At 73.5% G+C, this 23,510-nt stretch carries 19 protein-coding genes, 1 pseudogene and 1 riboswitch; of the genes and pseudogenes, 4 read left to right on the plus strand and 16 right to left on the minus strand.

From position 1 onward, the window contains the following. Positions 1 to 267: 267 nt before the first annotated feature. A complete protein-coding gene (locus MTQ01_RS17480) occupies positions 268 to 2,307 on the plus strand; it encodes an ATP-binding protein (protein ID WP_247491490.1) in 2,040 nt (679 codons plus the stop codon). Between the two features lie 146 nt (positions 2,308 to 2,453). On the opposite strand, the gene MTQ01_RS17485 is transcribed toward MTQ01_RS17480, so the two are convergent. The 8 genes and pseudogenes from MTQ01_RS17485 to ribD form a co-directional block, all read right to left on the minus strand. After that, positions 2,454 to 2,927, minus strand: coding sequence for a PH domain-containing protein (locus tag MTQ01_RS17485; protein WP_247491491.1), 474 nt, complete (start codon positions 2,925 to 2,927; stop codon positions 2,454 to 2,456). A gap of 84 nt (positions 2,928 to 3,011) precedes the next feature. After that, positions 3,012 to 3,860, minus strand: coding sequence for an ATP phosphoribosyltransferase (gene hisG, locus MTQ01_RS17490; protein ID WP_247491492.1), 849 nt, complete (start codon positions 3,858 to 3,860; stop codon positions 3,012 to 3,014). 143 nt (positions 3,861 to 4,003) lie between these two features. Continuing rightward, positions 4,004 to 4,276 (minus strand): phosphoribosyl-ATP diphosphatase, encoded by a 273-nt coding sequence (locus MTQ01_RS17495; RefSeq protein ID WP_247491493.1) that lies wholly within the window; start codon positions 4,274 to 4,276, stop codon positions 4,004 to 4,006. Positions 4,277 to 4,311: 35 nt separating this feature from the next. Then, positions 4,312 to 4,797 carry a 6,7-dimethyl-8-ribityllumazine synthase gene (ribH, locus tag MTQ01_RS17500; protein WP_247491494.1) on the minus strand — a complete coding sequence of 162 codons (486 nt, stop codon included), beginning with the start codon at positions 4,795 to 4,797 and terminating at the stop codon, positions 4,312 to 4,314. A 234-nt stretch (positions 4,798 to 5,031) separates the two neighbouring features. Beyond that, positions 5,032 to 6,459, minus strand: a pseudogene (gene ribB / locus MTQ01_RS17505) (3,4-dihydroxy-2-butanone-4-phosphate synthase); the annotation flags it as partial. Continuing rightward, the gene (locus MTQ01_RS17510) at positions 6,456 to 7,127 is read right to left on the minus strand and encodes a nicotinamide mononucleotide transporter family protein (protein WP_247491495.1); all 672 of its coding nucleotides are present in this window, start codon (positions 7,125 to 7,127) and stop codon (positions 6,456 to 6,458) included. The pseudogene ribB and the gene MTQ01_RS17510, both read right to left, overlap by 4 nt. Next, on the minus strand, positions 7,124 to 7,768 hold the full coding sequence (locus MTQ01_RS17515) for a riboflavin synthase (protein WP_247491496.1): 645 nt from the start codon (positions 7,766 to 7,768) through the stop codon (positions 7,124 to 7,126). The genes MTQ01_RS17510 and MTQ01_RS17515 overlap by 4 nt, the downstream gene beginning before the upstream one ends. 1 nt (position 7,769) lies before the next feature. Beyond that, entirely contained in the window at positions 7,770 to 8,888 is a 1,119-nt protein-coding gene (ribD, locus tag MTQ01_RS17520; RefSeq protein WP_374207777.1) for a bifunctional diaminohydroxyphosphoribosylaminopyrimidine deaminase/5-amino-6-(5-phosphoribosylamino)uracil reductase RibD, read from the minus strand. A 149-nt stretch (positions 8,889 to 9,037) separates the two neighbouring features. Then, a riboswitch (FMN riboswitch) is annotated at positions 9,038 to 9,168 on the minus strand. A gap of 457 nt (positions 9,169 to 9,625) precedes the next feature. Here ribD and MTQ01_RS17525 point away from each other — a divergent pair. Together MTQ01_RS17525 and MTQ01_RS17530 are read left to right on the plus strand one after the other, a co-directional pair. Next, positions 9,626 to 10,900 (plus strand): MFS transporter, encoded by a 1,275-nt coding sequence (locus MTQ01_RS17525; protein WP_247491497.1) that lies wholly within the window; start codon positions 9,626 to 9,628, stop codon positions 10,898 to 10,900. Between the two features lie 302 nt (positions 10,901 to 11,202). Then, complete coding sequence (locus MTQ01_RS17530) at positions 11,203 to 11,853, plus strand: DUF5995 family protein (RefSeq protein ID WP_247491498.1); 651 nt, start codon at positions 11,203 to 11,205, stop codon at positions 11,851 to 11,853. Between the two features lie 171 nt (positions 11,854 to 12,024). Here MTQ01_RS17530 and MTQ01_RS17535 read toward each other — a convergent pair whose 3' ends face one another. The 5 genes from MTQ01_RS17535 to MTQ01_RS17555 form a co-directional block, all read right to left on the minus strand. Beyond that, positions 12,025 to 13,746: an NAD(P)/FAD-dependent oxidoreductase gene (locus tag MTQ01_RS17535; RefSeq protein ID WP_247491500.1), complete on the minus strand. Its 1,722-nt coding sequence runs from the start codon at positions 13,744 to 13,746 to the stop codon at positions 12,025 to 12,027. A gap of 215 nt (positions 13,747 to 13,961) precedes the next feature. Beyond that, the gene (locus MTQ01_RS17540) at positions 13,962 to 14,753 is read right to left on the minus strand and encodes a carbon-nitrogen hydrolase family protein (protein ID WP_247491502.1); all 792 of its coding nucleotides are present in this window, start codon (positions 14,751 to 14,753) and stop codon (positions 13,962 to 13,964) included. A gap of 289 nt (positions 14,754 to 15,042) precedes the next feature. Beyond that, positions 15,043 to 15,498: an Lrp/AsnC family transcriptional regulator gene (locus MTQ01_RS17545; protein ID WP_211040454.1), complete on the minus strand. Its 456-nt coding sequence runs from the start codon at positions 15,496 to 15,498 to the stop codon at positions 15,043 to 15,045. A gap of 172 nt (positions 15,499 to 15,670) precedes the next feature. Further along, a complete protein-coding gene (locus MTQ01_RS17550) occupies positions 15,671 to 17,110 on the minus strand; it encodes a GuaB1 family IMP dehydrogenase-related protein (protein ID WP_247491505.1) in 1,440 nt (479 codons plus the stop codon). A 365-nt stretch (positions 17,111 to 17,475) separates the two neighbouring features. Continuing rightward, the gene (locus MTQ01_RS17555) at positions 17,476 to 17,799 is read right to left on the minus strand and encodes a putative quinol monooxygenase (RefSeq protein ID WP_247491507.1); all 324 of its coding nucleotides are present in this window, start codon (positions 17,797 to 17,799) and stop codon (positions 17,476 to 17,478) included. Between the two features lie 266 nt (positions 17,800 to 18,065). Here MTQ01_RS17555 and MTQ01_RS17560 point away from each other — a divergent pair, with 266 nt between their 5' ends. Further along, a complete protein-coding gene (locus MTQ01_RS17560) occupies positions 18,066 to 19,859 on the plus strand; it encodes an acyl-CoA dehydrogenase (RefSeq protein WP_247491509.1) in 1,794 nt (597 codons plus the stop codon). A gap of 149 nt (positions 19,860 to 20,008) precedes the next feature. On the opposite strand, the gene MTQ01_RS17565 is transcribed toward MTQ01_RS17560, so the two are convergent. The 3 genes from MTQ01_RS17565 to MTQ01_RS17575 all read right to left on the minus strand — a co-directional run bounded on the left by MTQ01_RS17565 (position 20,009) and on the right by MTQ01_RS17575 (position 23,426). Beyond that, a complete protein-coding gene (locus tag MTQ01_RS17565) occupies positions 20,009 to 21,028 on the minus strand; it encodes a sugar-binding domain-containing protein (protein WP_247491511.1) in 1,020 nt (339 codons plus the stop codon). A 253-nt stretch (positions 21,029 to 21,281) separates the two neighbouring features. Continuing rightward, a complete protein-coding gene (gene rpe, locus MTQ01_RS17570) occupies positions 21,282 to 21,965 on the minus strand; it encodes a ribulose-phosphate 3-epimerase (RefSeq protein WP_247491512.1) in 684 nt (227 codons plus the stop codon). A gap of 33 nt (positions 21,966 to 21,998) precedes the next feature. Continuing rightward, complete coding sequence (locus MTQ01_RS17575; protein WP_247491513.1) at positions 21,999 to 23,426, minus strand: RsmB/NOP family class I SAM-dependent RNA methyltransferase; 1,428 nt, start codon at positions 23,424 to 23,426, stop codon at positions 21,999 to 22,001. Positions 23,427 to 23,510 lie beyond the last annotated feature (84 nt).

The raw sequence follows: 23,510 nt of genomic DNA on the forward strand, positions 1-23,510 counted from the left end.
TCCGACCGGCACTGACTCTGGGTAGCGAAGTCCACTCGTCCGAGTGCAATCGCGAGCGCATCGACCCGCGCCCGGCAACGCGAAACGCCTGCTCCGGCCGCCTCATCCGGCCGGTCCTGGCACCACTGAGCACCCCGCGGGGCGGGTAACATGCCAGCACGCCGGGCCTTGAGGGTGCGTCAACAACCCTCCCTGGCACCGCTGTTGTACGCACCACCCGTGTGCACGCACGTGGTCGGTACCGGGTCGCCGGCGTGGGGGAGGTCCATGGATTTCGGCACGCACGACGCGCTCGAACCGCACGCTCCCGCCGATCTCGCCTGGCTGCGCGGAGTGGAGGCGTACACCATCGGCGGCTACACCCAGGCCGAGGAGGAGTTCCGCACCGCGGTCCAGCTCGACCCGGGCATGGCGGACGCCTGGCTGGGTCTGCACGCGCTCCGCGCGGACACCGTCACCGCGCTGCTGCGGATGTACGAGCACCGCGACCGCTTCGGGGAGCAGCGCTCCCGCCACCGTCGTACCTTCAACTCCTGGTACTGGCTGGGCTGGTGGGTCCAGCCGGTGCTGGAGTCGGGGCGGGACCTGCTGCTCGCGCACGCCTCGCACTGGCTGGACGGCCGCCATCTGGCCGAGCTGGACCGGGCGCTGGCCGGCTGCCCCCCGGTGGAGGCCGACGGCCAGGTGCGGTTTCTGCACGCCTGCCGCGCCTACCTCGCCAAGGACTGGGACACCCTGGTCGCGCACACCGAGCCGCTGGTGGGCGACACGATCCTGGGCATCGAGGCGGGGCTCTTCGCCGGGATGGCCCGGGTCCGGTTGGAGATGTACGGCCAGGCCGAGCCGCTGCTGGCCTCCGCGCTGATGCGGTGCCGCAGCGAGCAGCCCCAACGCAAGGAGCTGCGCTACTGGTTGGCGCGCGCCCGCGAGGGCACCGGACGCAGCGCCGCCGCACTTCCGCTCTACCGCGCGGTGCACCGCGTCGACCCGGCGTTCATGGACACCGCCGCCCGGCTGACCGCCATCACCGACGCGGACGGCCTCGGGGACGCGCACGGCCTGGCCGCGGTCGCCATCGGCGGATTCACCGGCGGCGTCAGCGCGGACGGCACCGGCCCGGTGCCCGGCGGCCCGCTCGACGGCGACGGACTCGGCGGCGAGAGCGGCGACCTCGTCGAGGGAACGGACCGCTCGGACCCGGGCGAGGGGGCGGACCCCGTGTCGGACACCGTGCTGCTGCCCGGAGAGGGACGCGGCGACCCACCGCCCGCGCTCGCCGACGCGGTGCGGGAGAGATCCGCGCGGCTCTTTCCCGGGCGGCAGAGCAGTGCGCAGCGCTGGCCCGCCGGGCCGGCCGATCCGGTGCTGCTCGGCCAGGCCCTCGCCGAGCTGGAGCGGATGGTCGGGCTGGACCCGGTCAAGCGCCAAGTGCGGGCGCTGTCCGCCCAGTTGCACATGGCCAGGCTCCGCGCGGAGCAGGGTCTGCCGGTGCACCCGCCCAAGCGCCACTTCATCTTCTCGGGCCCGTCGGGCACCGGCAAGACGACCGTCGCCCGCATCCTGGGCCGGGTGTTCTACGCGCTGGGGCTGCTCGGCGGTGAGCATCTGGTGGAGGCGGGCCGGGCCGAGCTGGTCGGCGAGTTCCTCGGCCAGACCGCGGTCAAGGCCAACGAGCTCATCGACTCCGCGCTCGGCGGTGTCCTCTTCGTCGACGAGGCCTACAGCCTGGCCAACACCGGCTACGCCAAGGGCGACGCGTACGGCGACGAAGCGCTCCAGGTGCTTCTGAAGCGGGCCGAGGACAACCGCGACCGACTGGTGGTGATCCTGGCCGGCTATCCCGAGGGCATGGACCGGCTGCTCGCGGTCAACCCCGGGCTCGGCTCGCGCTTCACGACCCGTATCGACTTCCCGAGCCACCGGCCGCTGGAGCTGACCTCGATCGGCGAGGTGCTGGCCGCCGACAGCAACGACCTGTGGGACGAGGAGTCGCTGGAGGAGCTGCGCAGCATCGCCGGTCACGTGGTGGACCAGGGCTGGATCGACGAGCTGGGCAACGGCCGCTTCGTGCGCACGCTCTACGAGAAGAGCTGCGCCTACCGTGATCTGCGGCTGGCCGGTTACACGGCCGAGCCCTCGCGGGAGGATCTGGCGACGCTTCGGCTGCCCGATCTGATGCAGGCGTACGGCGAGGTGCTCTCCGGCCGGGGTCCCGGCGGGCGGGGGCCGGGGGGCGGCGGTATGCCGGGCGGCGGTCTGCCCGGTGACGGGATGCCGGGCGGCGGAATGCCCGGCCCCCTCGGCTGACCGCCACGGCCGGTCGGACGCCTCCGGGAAGCACCGGCCGCGGCGGCGCGGCGCCGCACGGGCACCGAACGCGGCACCGGACCCGCCGCTCTCGCGCGCCCCGGCGCACCCGTCGCCCCCTGCGGGAGCCGACCGGGCGGCCGGGGTCAGGGTTGGGGCGCCGGGTCCCCGCCCGTGCCGCTGCCGTGCTCCTCGACGAGCGCGCGCAGCGCCCTGGCGTCGTTGATCGCCTGCTCGCGGCCGATACCGGGTTGGATGCCCATCGCGGCCAGGCTGGTGCCGTCGGCCAGGTCGAGGAAGACCCAGGGGTCTCCGGAACGGAGGTTGACCCGCAGGATCTCCGCCCACTCCAGACGCCTGACGCGGGTGAGGTTGACGACGGTCACCCCGTCGCGGTCGGCGGTCAGATGCGGCCTGCCCAGCAGGGCGAGCACACCGAAGAAGAGCAGTCCGGTCAGGACGAACGAGGCCCGCTCCCCCGGGTGCAGCCGCTCCAGCACCAGTCCGACCGCGGCGAGCACGGCGAACATCGCGAAGCCGACACAGAGCAGCACCACCCTGGTGCGGGTGGGACGGAAGGTCACCGGGAGCGCGGGCAGCGGTGCGGATGCGGCGGGCACGTTCGTACTCCCGGGGCAGGTGTGGAGCGGGCTCGGTGCGGAGCTGGGCGGGTGCGGGGACTCGACGGGCGCCGGGCGCCGCCGTCAGATGCGGCAGGCGTGGATGTTGGTGGTGAGGATGGCACGCGCGCCGAGGTCGTAGAGGTCGTCCATGATCCGCTGCGCCTCCGAGGAGGGGACCATCGAACGGACTGCCACCCAGCCCTTGTCGTGCAGCGGGGAGACCGTCGGCGACTCCAGACCCGGGGTGAGCCGGACCGCCTGCTCCACATGCTCGGCGCGGATGTCGTAGTCCATCATCACGTACCGGCGGGCGACCAGGACGCCGTGCATCCGGCGCAGGAACTGCTTGACCTTGGGCGTTTCGACGTCCGTTCCGCGGCCCCTGATCACCACGGCCTCGGAGAGGAGGATCGGGTCGCTGATGATCTCCAGACCGGCGTTGCGCAGCGTGGTCCCGGTCTCCACCACATCGGCGATGATCTCGGCCACACCGAGCTGGATCGCGGTCTCCACCGCGCCGTCCAGCCGGACGACCGAGGCGTCGACCGCGTGCTCGGCGAGGTGAGCGCGCACCAGGCCGGGGAAGGAGGTGGCCACCGTCATGCCGCCGAAGTCGGTGACGTGCTGCGCGGTGCCCGGGCGGGTCGCGTAGCGGAACGTCGAGCCGGCGAAGCCCAGTTGGAGGATCTCCTCCGCCTCGGCGCCGGAGTCCAGCAGCAGGTCGCGGCCGGTGATGCCGATGTCGAGCTTGCCCGAACCGACGTAGACGGCGATGTCGCGCGGGCGGAGGAAGAAGAACTCGACCTCGTTCGCGGCATCGACGAGGACCAGCTCCCGGCGGTCCTTGCGCTGTTGGTACCCGGCCTCGTGCAGCATCGCCGACGCAGGCTCGGACAGTGAACCCTTGTTGGGGACGGCGATGCGCAGCATGGTGTCTTCCTTCGTGCCTTGTGCGGATGGTGGTGCTGTTCAGGCCGTCACGGGCGTTCGGCCCGTGCGGTCACCCGGTCTGCGGGGGCGGTGCGGGGCGGCGGGCACCGGCGGAGCGGCTCGGCGAACCGCCGGGACGCCGCTCAGAGATGGGCGTAGACGTCGTCCAGGGAGATGCCCCGGGCGACCATCATGACCTGGAGGTGGTACAGGAGCTGCGAGATCTCCTCGGCGGTGCGGTCCGCGCCCTCGTACTCGGCGGCCATCCACACCTCTGCGGCTTCCTCGACGACCTTCTTGCCGATGGAGTGCACACCGGAGGAGACGAGCTCGGCGGTGCGGGAGGTGATCGGGTCGCCGGTGGCGGCCTTTGTCCGGAGCTCCTCGAAGAGCTCCTCGAATGTCTTGTTCGCCATGGTGACCCCAAGCCTACGCGCTCGCGCCTCGCGGCTCAGCGCCAGGGCTCGGCGACCGTGCGCAGCGTCACCGCGGTCGCCACGGCCGCGGTGACCGCCTCGCAGCCCTTGTCCTCGCGCGAGCCCTCCAGCCCTGCACGGTCCAGCGCCTGCTCCTCGGTGTCGCAGGTCAGCACGCCGAAGCCGACCGGTACGCCGGTGTCGACACTGACCCGGACCAGCCCGTCGGTGACGCCCTGGCAGACGTAGTCGAAGTGCGGTGTGCCACCGCGGACGACCACGCCGAGCGCGACCACCGCGTCGTACCCGCGCGCGGCCAACGCCCCGGCGACGACGGGGAGTTCGAAGCTGCCGGGGACGCGCAGCACGGTCGACTCGTCGATGCCCAGCTCGCTCAGCGCGCGCAGCGCGCCGCCGAGCAGACCGTCCATGATCTGCTCGTGCCACTGCGCCGCGACGACGGCGACCCGCAGGTCCTGGCAGTTCTTGACGGTCAGCTCCGGTGCGCCGTTGCCGCTCACGTGTGTGCTCCTCGGTTGTGGTGGTGCGGTGGGACGGGTGGTGCGGTGGGACTGGTGGTGCCTGGTGCGGTGGGACGGGTCGGGCGGGTCTGCGGTGAGCTACCGGCTGCCCGCGGCGGGGAGGATGAACGCGGTGCGGTCCGGATGCTCCTCCCCCGGGCCGGCGGGCGTCGGCCCGTCCTGCTCGACGGCGTACTCGGCCGGGTACTGGTCCGGGCGCGGCTGCCGCTGGTCGTCCAGCCAGGGCAGGTCGTGGCCCATCCGGTCCCGCTTGGTGCGCAGATAGCGGATGTTGTGCTCGCCGACCTGTACGGGGACGGCTTCGCGGCCGGTCACGCGCAGGCCGTTGCGGATGAGGGAGTCGGCCTTCTCCGGGTTGTTGGTCAGCAGCCGCACGGAGCGGACGCCGAGGTCGTGGAGGATCGAGGCGGCTGCTGCGTAGTCGCGGGCGTCGGCGGGCAGGCCCAGCTCGGTGTTGGCGTCCAGAGTGTCGCGCCCGCGCTCCTGGAGCTCGTACGCGCGCAGCTTCGGCAGCAGCCCGATGCCGCGGCCCTCGTGCCCGCGCAGATAGATCACCACGCCGCGGCCGGCCGCCTGCACCCGGCGCAGGGACTCCTGGAGCTGGGGTCCGCAGTCGCAGCGCTGCGAGGCGAGGATGTCGCCGGTCAGGCACTCGGAGTGCACCCGGACCAGGACGTCCTCACCGTCGCCCGGGTCGCCCACGACCAGCGCGACATGTTCCACCCCGTCGACCGCGGAGCGGTAGCCGAACGCCCTGAACTCGCCGTACAGCGTGGGCAGTCGGGTCTCCGCCTCGCGCCGCACCGCCGCCGGGGCGGGGCTCGCGGCCGGGGCGGTTTCGGCAGGGGCTGCTTCGGCGGGAGGGGTTTCGGCGGGGACGCGCCCGGCCGCCGTGTGCGCGGCCGCGCGCTCCGGTGCTTGCGCGGCCCCGCGCTCCGCCTCGTCGGCCGGGGGCTGCTCGACGGCGCGGCGGTGGGCGACCAGGTCCGCGATGGACACGATCGACAGTCCGTGCTCGCGGGCGAACGGCACCAGCTGCGGCAGCCGCATCATCACGCCCTCCTCGTCCGCGATCTCCACGATGGCGGCGGCCGGGCGCAGTCCGGCGAGCCGGGCGAGGTCGACCCCGGCCTCGGTGTGGCCTCGCCGGGTGAGCACCCCGCCCGGCTTGGCGCGCAACGGGAAGATGTGGCCGGGACGCACGAAGTCGGCCGCGCCGAAGGCGGGGTCGGCGAGCATGGTGATGGTCGCCGCCCGGTCGGCCGCCGAGATGCCGGTGGTCACCCCGTGCGCGGGAGCGGCGTCCACCGAGACGGTGAAGCCGGTGCCCATCGACTCGGTGTTCCGCTCGACCATCTGCGGCAGCTCCAGCCGGTCCAGCTCCTCGCCCTCCATCGGGACGCAGATCAGGCCGCGGCACTGGGACATCATGAAGGCGACCAGCCGCGGAGTGACCTTCTCGGCCGCGACGACCAGATCGCCCTCGTTCTCCCGGTCCTCGTCGTCGACCACCACGACCGGACGGCCGGCCGCGATGTCCTCCAGTGCCTGCTCGATCGGGTCCAGACGCAGCGAGGGCGCGCCGTGCTCCGTCAACTGCCCGCCGGGGGCCGGTTCCTGGGAGGTGCTGAGCGCGGTCATGCCACCGCTCCTTCCGATGCTCGGACCCGCGGGGCCGAGGCGGCTTCGGCACTGCGGGTGCGCAACCACCAGTCGCGCATGCCCCACAGGACCAGGACGAGATAGACGAGATAGACCAGGCCGGAGAAGGCCAGCCCGCTGCTGAAGGCGAGCGGCACCCCCACCAGGTCGACGAGCAGCCAGGCGAACCAGAACTCGACCAGCCCGCGCGCCTGGGCGTACATCGCGGCCAGCGTGCCCACGAAGATGTACGCGTCCGCCCAGGGGCTCCAGGACAGCTGCGGAAAGAGCGTGAAGAGCCCGCCGACCGCGGCGGTGCCCAGCGCCGTACCGGCCACCAGCAGCAGCCGCTCCCGGCCGGTGCCGAACCGCACGCGTACGGCGCCGTCGTCGCCCTTGGCGTCCCGGGCCCGCCACTGGCGCCAGCCCCAGACGGCGACCGCGATCACCAGCAGCTGCTTGCCCACGCCCCCGCTGAGCTGTGCGGAGTGGTACGCGACCACGAGCACGACACCGGCGGCGAGCTGCACCGGCCAGGTGAGTATCGACCGGCGCCAGCCGAGCGCGAGCGCCGCCAGGCCCAGCAGGTTGCCGATCATGTCCGACCAGATGACCTGCTGGCCCAGGAGCTGGAACGCCTCCTGGTGCAGCCCGTCCAGCGCGCTCATCGCCGCTCCTCCGCGGTCCGCGCGCCGACGCCCGGGGCCGTGTTCGGAACGGCTCCGGCGGCCAGCAGCCGCTCCACGTACTTGGCGAGCACGTCGACCTCCAGGTTGACGGGGTCGTCGGCCTGCTTGCTGCCCAGGGTGGTGAGTTCGAGCGTGGTGGGGATGAGGCTGACGGTGAAGTCGTCCCGACCGACGGCGGCGACGGTGAGGCTGACGCCGTCGACGGTGATCGAGCCCTTCTCCACGACGTAGCGCGCCAGTTCGGGCGGCAGGCCGATGCGCACCAGTTCCCAGTGCTCGGCCGGGGTGCGCTCCAGCACGGTGCCGGTGCCGTCGACGTGGCCCTGGACGATGTGGCCGCCCAGCCGGCCGCCCGCGGGCACCGCACGCTCGAGGTTGACCGGCGATCCGGCGCGCAGCGCGCCCAGGCTGGTGCGGCGCAGGCTCTCGGCCATCACGTCCGCGGTGAACCCGCCCTGCCCGAAGGTCACCACCGTCAGGCAGACGCCGTTGACGGCGATCGAGTCGCCGTGCTTCACGTCCGCGGTGACCAGGGGCCCGCGCAACCGCAGCCTGCTGGAGTCGCCGAGCTCCGTCACCTCGGTGACCTCGCCCAGCTCCTCGACGATTCCGGTGAACACTTCAGGACTCCTCGGTGGTCCGGGGCACGGCGGTGATCCGCAGATCCGGCCCGATCGACTCGGTGCCGGTCAGGGTGAACCGCTGTGCCTGCGTGATGGTGGTGATGCCGGCGTCGGCGAGCACGGAGGGGCCCGCGCCGAGCAGGGCGGGAGCGAGGTAGCCGGTGATCCGGTCCACCAGGCCCTCGGTCAGGAAGGCGGCGGCCAGCGTCGGGCCGCCCTCCAGCAGTACCGAGCGCACGTCGCGGCGGTACAGCTCCGCCAGCAGCGCCCGAAGGTCCACTCCGACGCCCCCGCGCGCCGACGGCAGCCGCAGAACGTCGGCGCCGGCCTCCTCCAGCGCGGCGGTGTCGGCGGTCGTGGAGGTGACGACGAGAGTGGGCGCCAGGCCGTCCAGCACCCGGGCGCCGGGCGCCACCGCGGTGGCACTGCTGTCCAGCACCACGCGCAGCGGCTGCTCGGCGCCGGGCACGTCCCGGACTGCCAGGTGCGGGTCGTCGGTGCGCGCGGTGCCGGAGCCGACGAGCACGGCGTCCGATTCGGCGCGCAGCCGGTGGACGTCGGCGCGGGCCGGCGCGGAGGTGATCCAGCGGCTGGTGCCGTCGGCCGCCGCGGTCCTGCCGTCCAGCGTGGCGGCGTACTTCCAGTGCACGTGGGGGCGTTGACGGCGTACGGCGGTCAGCCAGGCGGTGTTGACCTCCTCCGCCTGTGCCGCGAGTACGCCCGCCTCGACGTCGATCCCCGCCTCGGTCAGGGCCTCGGCGCCGCCGCGGGCGGTGGGGTTGGGGTCGGCGACGGCGTACACGACCCGTACGACTCCGGCCTCCGCCAGCGCCCGGGAGCAGGGACCGGTGCGGCCGGTGTGGTTGCAGGGCTCCAGAGTGACGACCGCGGTGCCGCCGCGGGCGTCGTCGCCGGCCTCGGCCAGCGCGTGGATCTCCGCGTGCGGCCCGCCGGCCCGCTTGTGCCAGCCCTCCCCGACGGTGCGCCCGGCTGGGTCCAGAATTACGCAGCCGACGACCGGGTTGGGGCTGGTGCGGCCGAGCCCGCGGGCGGCGAGGTCGACGGCACGGCGCATGGCTTCGCGCTCGCGCTCGTGGTGCGGTGCTGCGGTGGCCACCGGGTCCTCCTGCCAAAGGGCACGGACTCCGGGGTACGAGAAGGACAACAGCGGGCGCGAACGCCGTACGGAGGCCGCCGGGAGCCCTGCCGCCCGGCCGTCACGACCGGACGCGGGGCACGCCGCGGACCGAACGCCGCAACTGCCCGCCGCGCACTGCCTCCCATCCGGACTTTCACCGTCGGTCCAGGAATCTCACCTGGTCAACCGGCCGCTGGCTGCGGCCGGGTCGCGGACTTTAACCGCCGGTTCGGACTTTCACCGACCCCGGAGTGCGCTGACGTCACTGATACGGGCCAGTGTGCCACGGAGTGCGCGTCCGGGTGCGGCGCGATCATGTGCGGTCTCTCACAGGCCGGGACGGAAGAGAACCGGACCCGGGCTCGCAGCCGGGCTCGACCTGTGGCACGGCCGGTCCCCCTCGGGCGCGCGGGGGCCCGGTTGCGCGCCGCGCGCCGCGTCGGACGAGCAGGTGCGGCGGGGGTGCGGTGCGTCCGGCGGGGCCTGCGGGCACGGGGCTCTCCGGGGCACGGGGCCGGCGGGGCACGGGCCGGCGGGGCACGGCGTGGGTCCGCAGCCGCGTTGCCGGCGGCCGGGCGCGGGGACGGGGCGGGAAACCGGGCCGCGCGCCGGGGTGCGAGCGGGCAGGCCGTCGCCGCCCGTGTGCCCCGCCTCCCCCGTGGGTACGGGGTGAGCGGCGTCGCGCTCAACCACCCCCACCGCCCGAGGAGTTCGCCATGTCCCAGCCGGAGATTCCCGGAGCGCGGCCCCGGCGGGCGCGTACCGCGGTCGGGGCGGTCTTCGCCGCGCACGGTGTGGCCAGCGGCACCTTCGCCACCCGCATCCCCTGGATCCACGAGCGGTTGGACATCGGTACCGGACTGCTCGGCCTGGCGCTCGCCTGCGCCACCGTCGGCGCGGCGCTGGCGATGCCGCTGGCGCCCCGGCTGGCGCTCAGACACGGGCCGCGGGCCGGGCTGCGGCTGCCGATCGTGTGGTGCTTCGGGGCTCTGCTGCTGCCCGTGCTGGCTCCCGGGCTGCTCTGGCTCTGTCTGGCGCTGCTGGTGCTCGGCGCGGGCCTGGGCCTGCTCGATGTGGCGATGAACGCCCAGGGGGTCGAGGTGGAGCGGGAGTTGGGCCGCTCGGTGATGTCGGGGCTGCACGGGATGTGGAGCGTCGGCACGCTGCTCGGCGGAGCCGTCGGCGCTCTCACCACGCATCTGGAGCTGGACGGCAGGCTGCACACCGCGCTGGTGGTGCCCGTGCTGCTGACCGTGCTGCTGGTGGTCAACCGCACCCCCGACCACCGGGTCACCGAGCCGGTGGAGCCGCAGCCGCACTTCGTACGGCCGCCCCGCGCGGTGCTCGCCATCGGTCTGGTGGGGCTGTGCGCGGTGTTCGCCGAGGGGGCGTCGATGGACTGGTCCGGCGTCTATCTGCGCGATGTCACCGGCTCCTCCCCCACTCTCGCGGCCGGTGCGTACACCGCTTTCGCCACCACGATGGCGGTGGCACGGCTGTCGGGGGACGCGGTGGTGCGCCGCTTCGGAGCGGTGGCGACGGTGCGCGCCGGGGGCGTCCTCGCGGTGGTGGGGGCCGCGGTGGTGACGGCGGCCCGGGTGCCCGCACTCGCGGTGGCCGGTTTCGCGCTGGTGGGCGTCGGTATCGCGGTGGTGGTGCCGCTGTGCTTCGCCGCCGCGGGCAGGGTCGGGGACGTACCGGGCCGGTCGATCGCCGGGGTGGCGACGCTGGCCTACGCCTCCGGTCTCGCCGCACCCGCGCTGGTGGGCTGGATCGCCGAGGTCAGCAGCCTCTCCTTCTCCTTCGGTCTGGTGACCGTCCTGGCCTGCGGCCTGGTGCTCGGCGCCGGCCTGCTGCGCACCGCACCGCACACCGCCGCCGCCTCCCCGCCCGCCCCGTCCGGGGCCGTCGACGGGCCGCACACGAAGGCGGTCCGTGCACCGGACGGCGACGGGAGGATTCCCGCACGGGAGGGCGACGCGGCCGGCTGACGGCGGCACCGCGCAGCCGCACCGCACGCGCCCCTCGGATGCTTCAACGCACCGCCGCGCGCTCCCGTTTGGTCGAGCGTGCGCGGCGAAGACGTCACGCGCGCTCCCTCGAACGAAGCACATCGCGGCCCGCAGGCCACACGGGGGCCGCCGCCCTGCCAGCCTTTCGGCTCATGAAGGCAGCTCCCTGGGCACCTCCCCCACACCAGGTACCTCCGCAGTCGAACTGCCCCGCGGCCGGGGCCGGTTCGTCCCCCTCCGCCACGGCCCCACCCGCGTCGGCCGCCACGGTGGTGGCGCCCGTGCCCGATCCGCTCGTCCGGCTGCGCATCCGCGCCGCCGCGCTCGCGCCCGAGGACGGGATCGCCGTGTGCGCGGGCGTGCTGCTCGCCGCGGTGGACGACCCCGAGGGGGTCGCGGAAGCCCCCCATGCACGCGCCCTCGCACGGGAGTTGGCCGACCGCCTGCTGGCCGCGCTGGACGCGGAGGCGCGCGGAGACCCGCTCGCGGCGTGCTGGCGGCCGGTGTTCCGGCTGCGCCGCCATCCGCGGCTGACCCCGCTGCAGTTCGCGCTGGCAGGGCTCAACGCGCAGTTCGGGTACGACGTGCCGCTGGCGCTGATCGGCAGTACGGCGCGGCTGTCGGGCGGTGAACTGGGCGCGGTGGAGCGGGAGTTCCACCGCGCCGCGCAGCCGCTGCTGCTGGCGCTGGACGACGCCGTGCACGACTGGCTGGCGCCGCACTGGTCCGCGCTGCGGGTGGCCGATCCGCTGACCCATCTGGTCGGTGTCTGGAACGCGGACCGCGCCCGCCAGGAGGCGCTGACCAGCTGCCGCCTCTACGCTCAGCTGGCCGAACGCCCCACCGGGGCAGCCGAGTTCACCGAGCAACTGGCCGCGCGGGCGGGCACCGTCGCCGCCCTGCTGCTGACCCCGCTGACGCACCCGCAGTAGCCGCCTCGGCAGCGCTCCGACACCCAACCCGTCGGCACGACCGCCCCACCGCGGCAGCTCGCCGCAGGACGCCGCGCACCTCGCCGCGACCCGCGCCGTGTGCCCGGCGGCAACAGCCGGGCACACGTCCGGGGCCGGGCGCGCAGTCGGGGCCGACAGCCCCGCCGCCGCTCAGTCCTCCGGCAGTTCCACGGGCGCGATGCTGTCGTACACATCGCCGGGCCCCGGGTTGGTGGCGTCCGTGGCGCCGCCGAACTGGTGCATCACGCCCCAGACCGCGTTGAGCGCGGTCTGCACCGCGCCCTCGGCCCAGCCGGCCGTCCAGGACACATCGTCGCCGGCGAGGTAGAGCCCGCGTTTGTCGGACGGCAGCCGGTCCTGCATGAAGTGCGTGAACAGCCGCCGCTGATAGCGGTAGTGGCCCGGCAGGTTCGCCTTGAAGGCGCCCATGAAGTACGGCTCGTTCTCCCAGGAGACGGTGACCGGGTTGCCGATGATGTGGCTGCGGATGTCGACGTCCGGGTAGATCTCGCCGAGCGACTTGAGCATGACCTCCATCCGCTCGCCCGCGTCCAGCGGCAGCCACTTCAGGCTGTCGTCGCACCAGGTGTAGGAGAGGCAGATGACGGCGGGCTCGTCGGGCCCGTTGTCCAGCAGATAGGTGCCGCGGGTCATCCGGTCGGTGAGGGTCATGCTCATCGTGTCCCGGCCGGTCTCCCTGCCGTTGCGGTCGACGGCGGCGTCCAGCCAGAACGGCCGGTCCACCGGCACGAACAGCTTGGAGGACTCCATGTAGTGGGTGCGCTCGACGGCCGTCCAGTGGTCGATCGGCAGCAGCGACTCGTCGCAGTCGATCTTGGAGAGCAGCATCCAGGACTGGGCGGTGAACACCGCGGCGCGATAGGTGCGGATGTCCCCGTCGGCGTCGGTGACGGTGATCCGGTTGCCGGCCGTGCGGGCGAGCCGGGTGACCGCGGGCCGGTGGCCGCGCTCGTGCAGCGAGTCGAGCGAGGTCCCGTGCGGCCAGTGCACGATCTTGGCGGGTTCGCGCTCCCAGAGCATCCGCGGCAACTGCTGGCTGCCGCCGACGATGCCGCGGTGGTCGTCGTCCGCGCCGGTGTAGACCACGCGCAGGATCTCCAGGATGGAGTTGGGGAAGTCGGTGTCCCAGCCGCCCGTCCCGAAGCCGACCTGTCCGAAGATCTCCCGGTGGCGGAAGGAGCGGAAGGCCGCCGAGTCGCAGAGGAAGCCGTAGAAGGTCTGGTTGTCGAGCTTCTCCACCAGCTGCGACCAGATCTCGCGGATGCGCGGTACGTCCCGCTCGCGGATGGCGCTCTGCATGGCGGTGAAGTCGGCGCCCTCCTCCAGAGTGGAGTTCCAGGCCCGCATGACCTCGTGGTAGACCTCCGGCAGGTCCTCCACCGTGCGCGCGTAGTGGCTCTCGCCCTTGAGGTCGACCACGGTCGAGGGGGTGTCGGCAGCCAGCGGGTTCGGGAAGGGCTTGGTCTCCAGCCCGACGAGATCCAGATAGTGCTGGAAGGCGGTCGAGGACGGCGGGAAGCGCATCGCGCCCATCTCGGCGGTGAGTTCGCCCTCGCACCCCTCGAAGGTCGCGGTGCGCAGCCGGCCGCCGATCTCGTCCGCCTCGTAGACGACCGGGCGCAGGCCCATCTTCATCAGCTCGTAGGCGGTGATGATGCCGGACAGACCGCCGCCGACGACCGCGACCTCGGTGCCGTGCTCGGTGGCGGGCAGCGAGCCGATACCCGCCGGGTGGGCGAGGAAGTCGTCGTAGGCGAACGGGAAGTCCGGTCCGAACATGGTGATCGGCGCCTGCGGCTCGGTGGCGTCGGCGTGCTCGTCATGGACGGCGGCGGGCACGTTGGCACTCATCGGGGCGTCTCCTTGCGGGTGGTGCGTGGGCGGGTCTGCGGTGCGCGTACGCACGGAGGTGCTGCGGCGCGCACGGGCCGGCGCCGGGCGGGCCGGTGCGCGGTTCTGGGCACACGGGTGTGCGGTTGGGGGCGTACGGACGGGCGCGGGGCTCGGCGGGCGTGTGTGCGGCGTGCTGCGGGGCCCGGCGGACAGACCCGGTTCGTGGGATCGGGTCAGCGGTACAACTCGGGCCTGCGATCGACGAGTTGGGTGTTCTCCGCCCGCACGGCGGATAGCAGTGCGAGGTCGACGTCGGCCACCACAAGGTCCTCGCCGACACCTGCCCTGGCGCGCACGGTGCCGTCGGGCGCGGCGAGCGCGCTGAGGCCGGCGAAGGTCAGGTCGCCCTCCGTGCCGTACCTGTTGGCGTAGGCGAGGTAGAGCTGGTTCTCCCAGGCACGTGCCGGGACGAGGGTCTGCGGCACGAACTCGTAGGGGCGCATCAACGCGGTGGGCACCAGCAGCAGTTGGGTGCCTGCCAGTGCGTGGGCGCGCACCGTTTCGGGGAACTCCACGTCGTAGCAGATCAGCAGGCCCAGCCGGACGCCGGACAGCTCCGCCTGGACGACCGGTTCCGCGCCGGGGGCGAAGGCCGACTTCTCGAAGTCGCCGAAGAGGTGCGTCTTGCGGTAGTTCGCCAGCGTCGTGCCGTCGCCGCCGATGAGCTGGGCGCTGTTGTAGACGGTGTCGCCGTCGAGCTCCGGGTAGCCGTGGACGAGCGCGATGCGGTGGCGGGCGGCGACAGCCGACAGCGCCCGCGCGGACGGCCCGTCGGCGGGCTCGGCGGCGGCCCGCACACCTTCCCCGAGGGCGTAACCGGTCAGCGACAGCTCCGGGGTCACCAACAGCGCCGCGCCCGCGGCCGCGGCCTTCGCCGCCGCACGCTCCAGCGCGTCCAGCGCCGCGTGCCTGCTCTCGGGTACGCCGCCCGGACCTTGGTACAGGGCGATGCGCAGCACTGTCATGGAACCTCGTGACCTGGGAACTCTCGGCCGGCGGGCGTTTCCCGGGCACCTTCGACGGTACGGGCGCCGCACCCGCCGCAACAAGATGCCTTCCTTGCGCATCCACACCGCCTTCGTTGCGTCGGACGGCAGTTGGACGGCGATTCGTTGCGCGACCCCGCACGCACCCGGCGCGGACGGCAGTACGGCAGTACGGGCGGCACCCCGTCTCGCGACTCCCGACCCCCTTCGGCGCTCGGCCCCTTTCGGTGCTCGGCCCTTCGGTGCCCAGCCCTTTCGGCGCTCGGCCCTACTCCGGGGTGCCCGCGCCGAAGCGGCGCAGCAGCGGGGAGAGCACCAGCACCGACTTGGTGCGCTCGACGAAGGGCTCCCCGGCGATGCGTTCCAGCACCCGCTCGAAGTGGCGCATGTCGGCGGCGTAGATCTGCACCACGGCGTCCGCCTCGCCAGTCACGGTGGAGGCCGAGACCACCTCGGGGTAGCGCGAGAGCGCCTGCCGGATGTCGGCGGGCGAGGTGTTGTGGCGGCAGTACATCTCCACGTGGCCCTCGGTCTCCCAGCCGAGCGCCGCCGGGTCCACCCGTACGGTGAAGCCGGTGATGGCGCCCTCGGCGCGCAGCCGGTCCACCCGCCGTTTCACGGCCGGGGCGGAGAGGCCGACGAGGCCGCCGATGTCCGCGTAGCTGCGGCGCGCGTCCTCCGCGAGGGCGTGGACGATGCGTTCGTCGAGTTCGTTCAGTCGCACTGCGGGTCGTTCACTTCTCTGCGTTCGGCGAGGTGGCGGCGGTGTCGCCGCCTGTGCGGGAGGCCGGTGCCGCCCGCCCCGGAAGTAGAACACGGGGCGGGCGGCGGTACGGCGACCGAACCCTCGCCACCCGGTCCGCCGGCACCGGGACGCGCGCCGGCGGACGGCGGGATCAGCTCCAACTGGCGTGCAGCGGCTTGCCCTCGGCGTATCCGGCCGCGCTCTGCACCCCGACCACGGCGCGCTCGGCGAACTCGGCGAGCGAGCCCGCGCCGGCGTAGGTGCAGGAGGAGCGGACCCCGGCGATGATCGAGTCGATCAGGTCCTCGACACCCGGCCTGGCCGGGTCCAGGAACATCCGCGAGGTGGAGATGCCCTCCTCGAAGAGCGACTTGCGCGCACGGGCGTACGCCGACTCCTCGGCGGTGCGGTGCCGCACGGCCCGCGCGGACGCCATGCCGAAGGACTCCTTGTACAGCCGGCCGTCGGCGGACTGCTGGAGGTCGCCCGGCGACTCGTAGGTACCGGCGAACCAGGAGCCGATCATCACGTTCGACGCGCCCGCGGCCAGTGCCATGGCCACATCGCGGGGGTGGCGCACTCCGCCGTCGGCCCAGACGTGCTTGCCGTGCCTGCGCGCCTCGGCGGCGCACTCCAGCACCGCGGAGAACTGCGGGCGGCCCACGCCGGTCATCATCCGGGTGGTGCACATCGCTCCGGGGCCCACGCCCACCTTGACGATGTCGGCGCCCGCCTCGATGAGGTCGCGCACGCCCTCGGCGGCGACGACGTTGCCGGCCACGATCGGGACCTGCGGGTCGAGCGCGCGGACGGCCTTCAGCGCCTCGATCATGCCTTCCTGGTGGCCGTGCGCGGTGTCCACCACGAGGGTGTCCACGCCCGCGTCCAGCAGTGCGCGGGCGTGCGCGGCGACCTCGCCGTTGATGCCGACCGCCGCGGCGATCCGCAGCCGCCCGCGGTCGTCGGTGGCCGGCGAGTAGAGGGTGGCGCGCAGGGCGCCCCTGCGGGTGAGAATGCCGACGAGCCTGCCATCGGCGTCGACCGCGGGAGCGAGCCTGCGGTGCGCGGCGTCCAGCCGGTTGAACGCCTCGACGGGCTCGATGTCGGCGTCCACCAGCAGGAGTTCGCCCGACATGACCTCGCTGAGCTGGGTGAACCGGTCCACGCCCACCAGGTCGCTCTCGGTGACCACACCCACCGGACGCCCGTCCTCGACCACCACCGCGGCCCGGTGGGCCCGCTTGGGCAGCAGTGACAGCGCGTCGGCCACGGTCGCGCGCGGCGCGAGGGTGATCGGGGTGTCCAGCACGAGGTGGCGCCGCTTGACCCAGTCGACCACGTCGGCGACGACCGGGATCGGGATGTCCTGGGGGATCACGGTGAGCCCGCCGCGCCTGGCCACGGTCTCGGCCATCCGGCGGCCGGCCACGGCGGTCATGTTCGCGACGACGAGCGGGATCGTGGTGCCGGTCCCGTCCGGTGCGGACAGGTCGACCGCCTGCCGGGAGCCGACCGCCGAACGGCTCGGCACCATGAAGACGTCGTCGTACGTCAGGTCGTACGGGGGCCGCTGGTCATTGAGGAATCGCACGTGCTGAACATCCCAGTCGATCGGAGGGCCTCCGGCCTGCCGCCGGAGGAAGACGCACGTACTTCATTCTCCCACGGCACCCCCGGCGAACACCCGGGGACGATCCGCCAGAGCGCCCGCGCCCGCCCTGGTAGGAACCCACGAGCCGCGGCGCACACCACCGGTCGCGCCGCCGCTCCGGCCCGGCGGGTCCTGCCGGTCCGCAGCGCGGGGCCGAAGCCCCCGCCGGGCTCGGGACGCAGCTCCGAGTCCGGCGGGTGCGGCGGCGTACCACCGGGTTCGGCGGGAACGGCTCGACCTCGTCGGGGGTACGACTGAGCGCCGCCGAGAGGCCCCGAGAGCTGCCGAGCCCGGGTCAACGGGTCCTAGTCGACGGCGAGTTCGCCCATCCTGCTCCAGCCGTCGGCGCCCTCGATGGTGGTGCTGACGATGTCGGGCGTCCGGCTGACGAGCGGACGCAGCTCGGTCATCGCGGTGCGGAAGTGCTCGGAGTTGACGTGCGCCTCGGCCGCGTCGTCCTCGAACGCCTCGACCAGTACGAAGGTGTTCGGGTCGTCCACGCTGCGGGACCACTCGAACCACTTGTTGCCCGGTTCCGCCCTGGTCGCCCGGGTGAACGTGTCCACCCTCTCCAGCCACTGCTCGGCGTACTCCGGCTTCACCGGGAACTTGACCGTGATGAAGATCATGCGCTGCTGCCTCCTGGCCGTCTGGGTTCGGGGCCGGGCGCCGGAGCCGAGGGCACCGGCGGTCCTGCCGCCCCGAGCCTTTCCCGAACGACCGGTCGTCCGCAAACCGCGCCGGGGCCGACACGGGAGGCGCCCGGGAGGGCGAGCCCGGGCGAGGGGCCTGGCGAGCGCACTGAGCAAGCGCTTAGCATAAACGCCGCCAACACCGCAGACCGGTGCGCGTCCACCCCGTGCGCCGCCACCGCCCAAGCCCGTGGAGAGTGCGCATGTCCCTGCTCCTGTCCCGCCGCGACCTCGACTTCCTGCTCCACGACTGGCTCCGGGTGACCGACCTGACCTCTCGCGAGCGGTACGCCGAGCACTCGCGCGAGACCTTCGACGCCGTGCTCGATCTGAGCGCCCGGCTGGCCGAGGAGCGGTTCGCCCCGCACAACCGGAAGGCGGACGCCCAGGAGCCGACGTTCGACGGCGAGCGGGTGCACACCGTGCCCGAAGTCGCCGACGCGCTGCGGGCGTTCGGCCGCTCGGGACTGACCGGCGCGACCATGGACGCCTCGGTCGGCGGCGGACAGCTGCCGAACGTCGTGGCCAACGCCTGCTTCGCGTGGTTCCAGGCCGCGAACGTGGGCACCAGCGCGTACCCCTTCCTGACCATGGGCAACGCCAACCTGCTGCTCGCGCACGGGAGTCCGGAGCAGATCGGGACCTACGTCCGGCCGATGGTCGAGGGGCGTTTCTTCGGCACGATGTGCCTGTCGGAGCCGCAGGCCGGCTCCTCGCTCGCCGACGTCACGACCAGGGCGGAGCCCAGGCCCGACGGCGGCTACCGGCTGTTCGGCAACAAGATGTGGATCTCCGGCGGCGACCACGAACTGTCGGAGAACATCGTCCACCTGGTTCTCGCGCGCATCCCCGGCGGCCCGGCCGGGGTGAAGGGGCTGTCGCTGTTCGTCGTGCCCAAGTACCTGGTGCGCGAGGACGGTTCGCCGGGCGAGCGCAACGACGTGGTGCTCGCCGGGCTCAACCACAAGATGGGCTACCGGGGCACCACCAACACCCTGCTCAACTTCGGCGAGGGCGCCCACACGCCCCGGGGCGAGCCCGGCGCCCTCGGGGAGCTGGTCGGCGAGCCGCACCGCGGGCTGTCGTACATGTTCCACATGATGAACGAGGCTCGCATCGGTGTCGGGCTCGGTGCCGCCGCTCTCGGGTACACCGGCTATCTGCACGCGCTGGACTACGCCCGCAACCGCCCGCAGGGCCGCCCGCTCGGCGCCAGGGACCCTCAGACCCCGCAGACGCCGATCATCGACCATGCCGACGTGCGGCGGATGCTGCTGGCCCAGAAGTCCTACGTCGAGGGCGCGTTGGCGCTCACGCTCTACTGCGGGCGGCTGGTCGACGAGCAGCGGACGGCCGAGGACGCCGAGGACCGGGACCGCGCCAAGACGCTGCTGGACGTGCTGACCCCGATCGCCAAGAGCTGGCCGAGCCAGTACGGGCTGGAGGCCAACAGCCTCGCCATCCAGGTGCACGGCGGGTACGGCTACACCCGCGAGTACCCGGTCGAGCAGTTCTACCGCGACAACCGGCTCAACCCGATCCACGAGGGCACCCACGGCATCCACGGCCTGGACCTGCTGGGCCGCAAGGCGGTCATGGACGGCGGCGCCGGACTGCGGCTGCTGGCCGAGCGGATCACGGCGACGACGGCCCGCGCGCACCACGCCGGCGGAGCGGCGGCCGGGTACGCCCGGGAGCTGGACGGGTGCGTCGCCCGCACCCTCAAGGTGACGGCCAGACTGTGGGCCGACGGCGATCCGGCGACCGCACTGGCCAACGCCACGGTCTACCTCGAAGCGGTGGGGCATGTGGTGGTGGCCTGGATGTGGCTGGAGCAGCTGCTGGCCGCCGAGGGGCACGACAGCGCCTTCCACGACGGCAAGCGGGGCGCCTGCCGGTTCTTCTACCGGCACGAACTGCCGCGCGTACAGGCCCAGTTCGACCTGCTGGAGAGCCTGGACCGGACCGCCGTCGACTTCCCCGACGACGGCTTCTGAGCAGCTCCCCGCCGCACGCACGATGCCCAGGGACGACTCCGGACCCGGCGTCCCGGCTCGGGACCCGGCGTCCCGGCCCCCGACACGGGCCGGGACGGCCCCGGGCCGCGGGAGACCCCGGCGGTTCGGGGCCGCGCCGCAGCGAGCGGCTACGCGGCGGCGTCGGGGTCGGTGCGCTCGCGCGCCGGGTGCGGGCCGGGTCTGAGCTCCTTGAGCAGCCGGTCGGCGGCCGCGGTGTCGGTGACCAGGCTGGTCACCAGGCCGGAGCGCAGTACGGCGTTGATCGCCTCGGCCTTGCGCCCGCCGCCGGCGATCGCCACCACCTCCGGCACCCGGCGCAGCCGGTCGGCCTCCACGGTGATGCAGCGCTCCCCCAGGTCGCGCCCGATCCGGCGCCCCTCGGCGTCGAAGAGGTGCGCGGACATCTCCGCGGCGACACCGAGCGAGGCGTAGTGCGCCCGCTCCTGCTCGGAGAGCATGTCGTGCACGGTGGAGACGCCCGGCTCCCAGGAGCCGATGGAGACGGCCGCGACTGTCACCTTGTCGAAGTACTCGAAGGCGGCGGCGATCCCGGTCTGGTGGCGCAGCGCCTCGGCGGTCGCCGGGTCCGGCAGCAGCATCGGCGCGTAGATCGGATGCGCCTCCCCGCCGGCGACCTCGGCCGCGCGGCGGACCGCCTCGACCGAACCTCGGTCGGCGGTGCCCGCGTCGTACACGCCGGTGAGCTGGACGACGGTGCAGGGCGGCAGCCGGCGCAGCGCGGTGGCCATGTGGATCGTCGAACGCCCCCAGGCGAGCCCGAGCACATCGCCCTCGGTGACCAGCTCGCCGAGCAGGTCCGCGGCCACCTCACCGAGGTTCTCCGGGTCGGCCGCGTCCTCGGCAGCCTCGGCGGGCGCCTCGACGACGACCGCGTGCCGCAGTCCGTAGCGGGCGCGCAGTGCGTCCGAGCGCTCGGCGTCCAGCTCGGCCGGCACCCGGATCTCGATACGGATCAGATCGCGCTCCAGTGCCGTCTCCAGCACCCGGGCGACCTTGAAGCGGCTCACCCCGAACTCGTCGGCGATCTGGATCTTGGACTTGCCCTCCAGATAGAAGCGCCGCGCCATCGCCGCCGCCTGCATCAGCTCGGCGGGCCCCATCCTCGTCGCCGCCCGACCCGTCGACACTGCAACTCACCTCACTGTTAGCCGCCCTCGCGCGTCAACGCACGGACGTCATCCTCGCAGATTCGCCGGGACCATGATCAGTACCGGCCGGGGCGCCCCGCCGGTGGGCGGCGGGGCGTACCGCTTCCGCAACTGCGCGGCTCGCGCGGGTGCGAGGTGCCCGCGGGCGCGGGCGCGGGCCGGTGGCCCGCACTCACGACGCCGGCACCGCTTCCCGCGCGCACGCTCCGCGCGGGGTCGGTGCGGGAGGGGTTCAGTGCCGACAGGCACGCACCCCGGCCTCCTCGGCCTGCTGCCGCAGCATGCGCACCGCGGCGGCCGGGTCGTCCGTGCCGTAGACGGCGTTGCCCGCCACGAAGACGTCCGCGCCGGCCTCGGCGCAGCGCTCGATGGTCTCGGCGGAGACACCGCCGTCGACCTGGAGCCACATCTCCAGCCCGTGCTTCTCGATCAGCTGCCGGGTGCGGCGGATCTTGGGCAGCATGATGTCCAGGAACGCCTGCCCGCCGAAGCCGGGCTCGACCGTCATCACCAGCAGCATGTCCAGCTCCGGCAGCAGGTCCTCGTACGGCTCGATCGGCGTCGCCGGCTTCAGCGCCATGGAGGCGCGGGCACCCTTGGCCTTGATCTCACGGGCCAGCCGCACCGGAGCCGCGGCGGCCTCCGCGTGGAAGGTGACGGAGCCGGCGCCCGCTTCGACGTACTGCGGCGCCCAGCGGTCCGGTTCCTCGATCATCAGATGGCAGTCCAGCGGGATTTCCGTCGCCCTGCTCAACGACTCGACCACCGGCAGACCGATGGTGAGGTTGGGCACGAAGTGATTGTCCATCACATCGACATGGAGCCAGTCGGCGCCGTCCTGGCCACCGATCCGTTCCGCGTCCTGTGCGAGCCGGGCGAAGTCGGCCGAGAGAATGCTGGGATTGATCTGAACCATGGCCCCAGTATGTCCCTTGGAGGGCCCGACTCCTCAACCGGTGCGACGCAGCAGCGCCAGATACATCGCGTCGGTGCCGTGCCGATGCGGCCATAGTTGGACATCCGGCCCCTCGCCCAACTCCGGTACGCCCGGCAGCAGCGGCCGGGCGTCGATCCACTGGGCGGACTCGCTCTTGAGCACGTCGTCGACGACGGCGCGGGTCTCGGCCAGATGCGGCGAACAGGTCGCGTAGCCGACCACGCCTCCCGGCCGGGTCGAGCGCAACGCCTCGGTGAGCAGGCCGCGTTGGAGCGGCGCGAAGCCGTCCAGGTCCTCCGGGCGGCGGCGCCAGCGCGCTTCGGGACGACGGCGCAGCGCGCCAAGTCCCGTACAGGGCACGTCGACCAGCACCCGGTCGAAGGTCCCGGGACGCCATGCCGGCCGGGTGCCGTCGACGGTCACGACGCCGTGGTCCCCCGGGCCGCCGGCCAGCGCCCGGGCCACCAGCCCGGCACGGTGCGGCTGTTTCTCGGCGGCCAGCAGCGACGCACCGCGCTCCGCGGCGAGCGCCGCCAGCAGCGCCGCCTTGCCGCCCGGCCCCGCGCAGCCGTCCAGCCAACGGCGGTCGGGCCCCTCCAGCGGAGCCGCAGCCAGCGCCAGCGCCACCAGCTGGCTGCCCTCGTCCTGGACGCCGGCGCGGCCCTCGGCCACCGCGGGGATCGCGCCCGGCTCACCGCCCTCGGAGAGCCGCACCGCGTACGGCGACCAGCGTCCGGGCTCGGCGTCCGGCTGCTCCAGCAGCTCAGCGGAGGTGGAGCGACCGGGACGGGCGACCAGGGTGACCGCGGGGCGGGTGTTGTCCGCCTCCAGCAGCTCCTCCACTCCGGAGCGACCGCCGCCGAGCGCGTCCCACAGCGCGGAGACGATCCAGCGCGGGTGGGCGTGGACGAGGCCGAGGTGGTCCTCGGGGTCCTCGTCGTAGGGCGGGGCGACGCGCTCCAGCCAGCCGTCCAGATCGTGCGCGGTGATCCGCCGCAGCACCGCGTTGACGAACTTCGCCCGACCGTCGCCCAGCACACAGCGCGCCAGCTCCACGGTCGAACTCACCGCGGCGTGCGGCGGGATCCGGGTGCCCAGCACCTGGTGCGCGCCCAGCGACAGCACGTCGAGCACCGGCGGGTCCACCTCCCGCAGCGGGCGGTCCACGCACTGGCCGATGATCGCGTCGTAGGTGCCCTGCCTGCGCAGAGTGCCGTAGACCAGCTCGGTGGCGAGCGCCGCGTCCCTGCTGTCGAAGGCCGAACCGTCCGGACCCGGCGGTGCCTGGCGCGCCTTCCGCAGCAGCGGCGGCAGGACGAGGTTGGCGTACGCGTCCCGCTCGTCCACCGCCCTCAGCGCCTCGAAGGCGAGGATGCGCACGGGGTCCCGCTGCGGACGGCGGTAGGGCTTGCGGGGGCGACGGGATGACTGGTCGGTCAAGGGAAAGGTGCTCCGGAGCGTGGGTCGGTGCGAACCCGTTCAGCGTACGCCGCGCCGCCCGGCCGGTACGCCGCGGTCACCGGC

Source organism: Streptomyces sp. XM4193 (assembly GCF_023072595.1).
GTDB lineage: Bacteria > Actinomycetota > Actinomycetes > Streptomycetales > Streptomycetaceae > Streptomyces.

What these genes read in the sequence shown, in the direction of transcription:
- rpe (WP_247491512.1), bottom strand. Translation starts at nt 21,965, where the DNA reads ATGGTTCAGATCAATCCCAGCATTCTCTCGGCCGACTTCGCCCGGCTC.
- MTQ01_RS17495 (WP_247491493.1), bottom strand. Translation starts at nt 4,276, where the DNA reads ATGGCGAACAAGACATTCGAGGAGCTCTTCGAGGAGCTCCGGACAAAG.
- hisG (WP_247491492.1), bottom strand. Translation starts at nt 3,860, where the DNA reads ATGCTGCGCATCGCCGTCCCCAACAAGGGTTCACTGTCCGAGCCTGCG.
- MTQ01_RS17510 (WP_247491495.1), bottom strand. Translation starts at nt 7,127, where the DNA reads ATGAGCGCGCTGGACGGGCTGCACCAGGAGGCGTTCCAGCTCCTGGGC.
- MTQ01_RS17535 (WP_247491500.1), bottom strand. Translation starts at nt 13,746, where the DNA reads ATGAGTGCCAACGTGCCCGCCGCCGTCCATGACGAGCACGCCGACGCC.
- MTQ01_RS17480 (WP_247491490.1), top strand. Translation starts at nt 268, where the DNA reads ATGGATTTCGGCACGCACGACGCGCTCGAACCGCACGCTCCCGCCGAT.
- MTQ01_RS17555 (WP_247491507.1), bottom strand. Translation starts at nt 17,799, where the DNA reads ATGATCTTCATCACGGTCAAGTTCCCGGTGAAGCCGGAGTACGCCGAG.
- MTQ01_RS17525 (WP_247491497.1), top strand. Translation starts at nt 9,626, where the DNA reads ATGTCCCAGCCGGAGATTCCCGGAGCGCGGCCCCGGCGGGCGCGTACC.
- MTQ01_RS17540 (WP_247491502.1), bottom strand. Translation starts at nt 14,753, where the DNA reads ATGACAGTGCTGCGCATCGCCCTGTACCAAGGTCCGGGCGGCGTACCC.
- MTQ01_RS17560 (WP_247491509.1), top strand. Translation starts at nt 18,066, where the DNA reads ATGTCCCTGCTCCTGTCCCGCCGCGACCTCGACTTCCTGCTCCACGAC.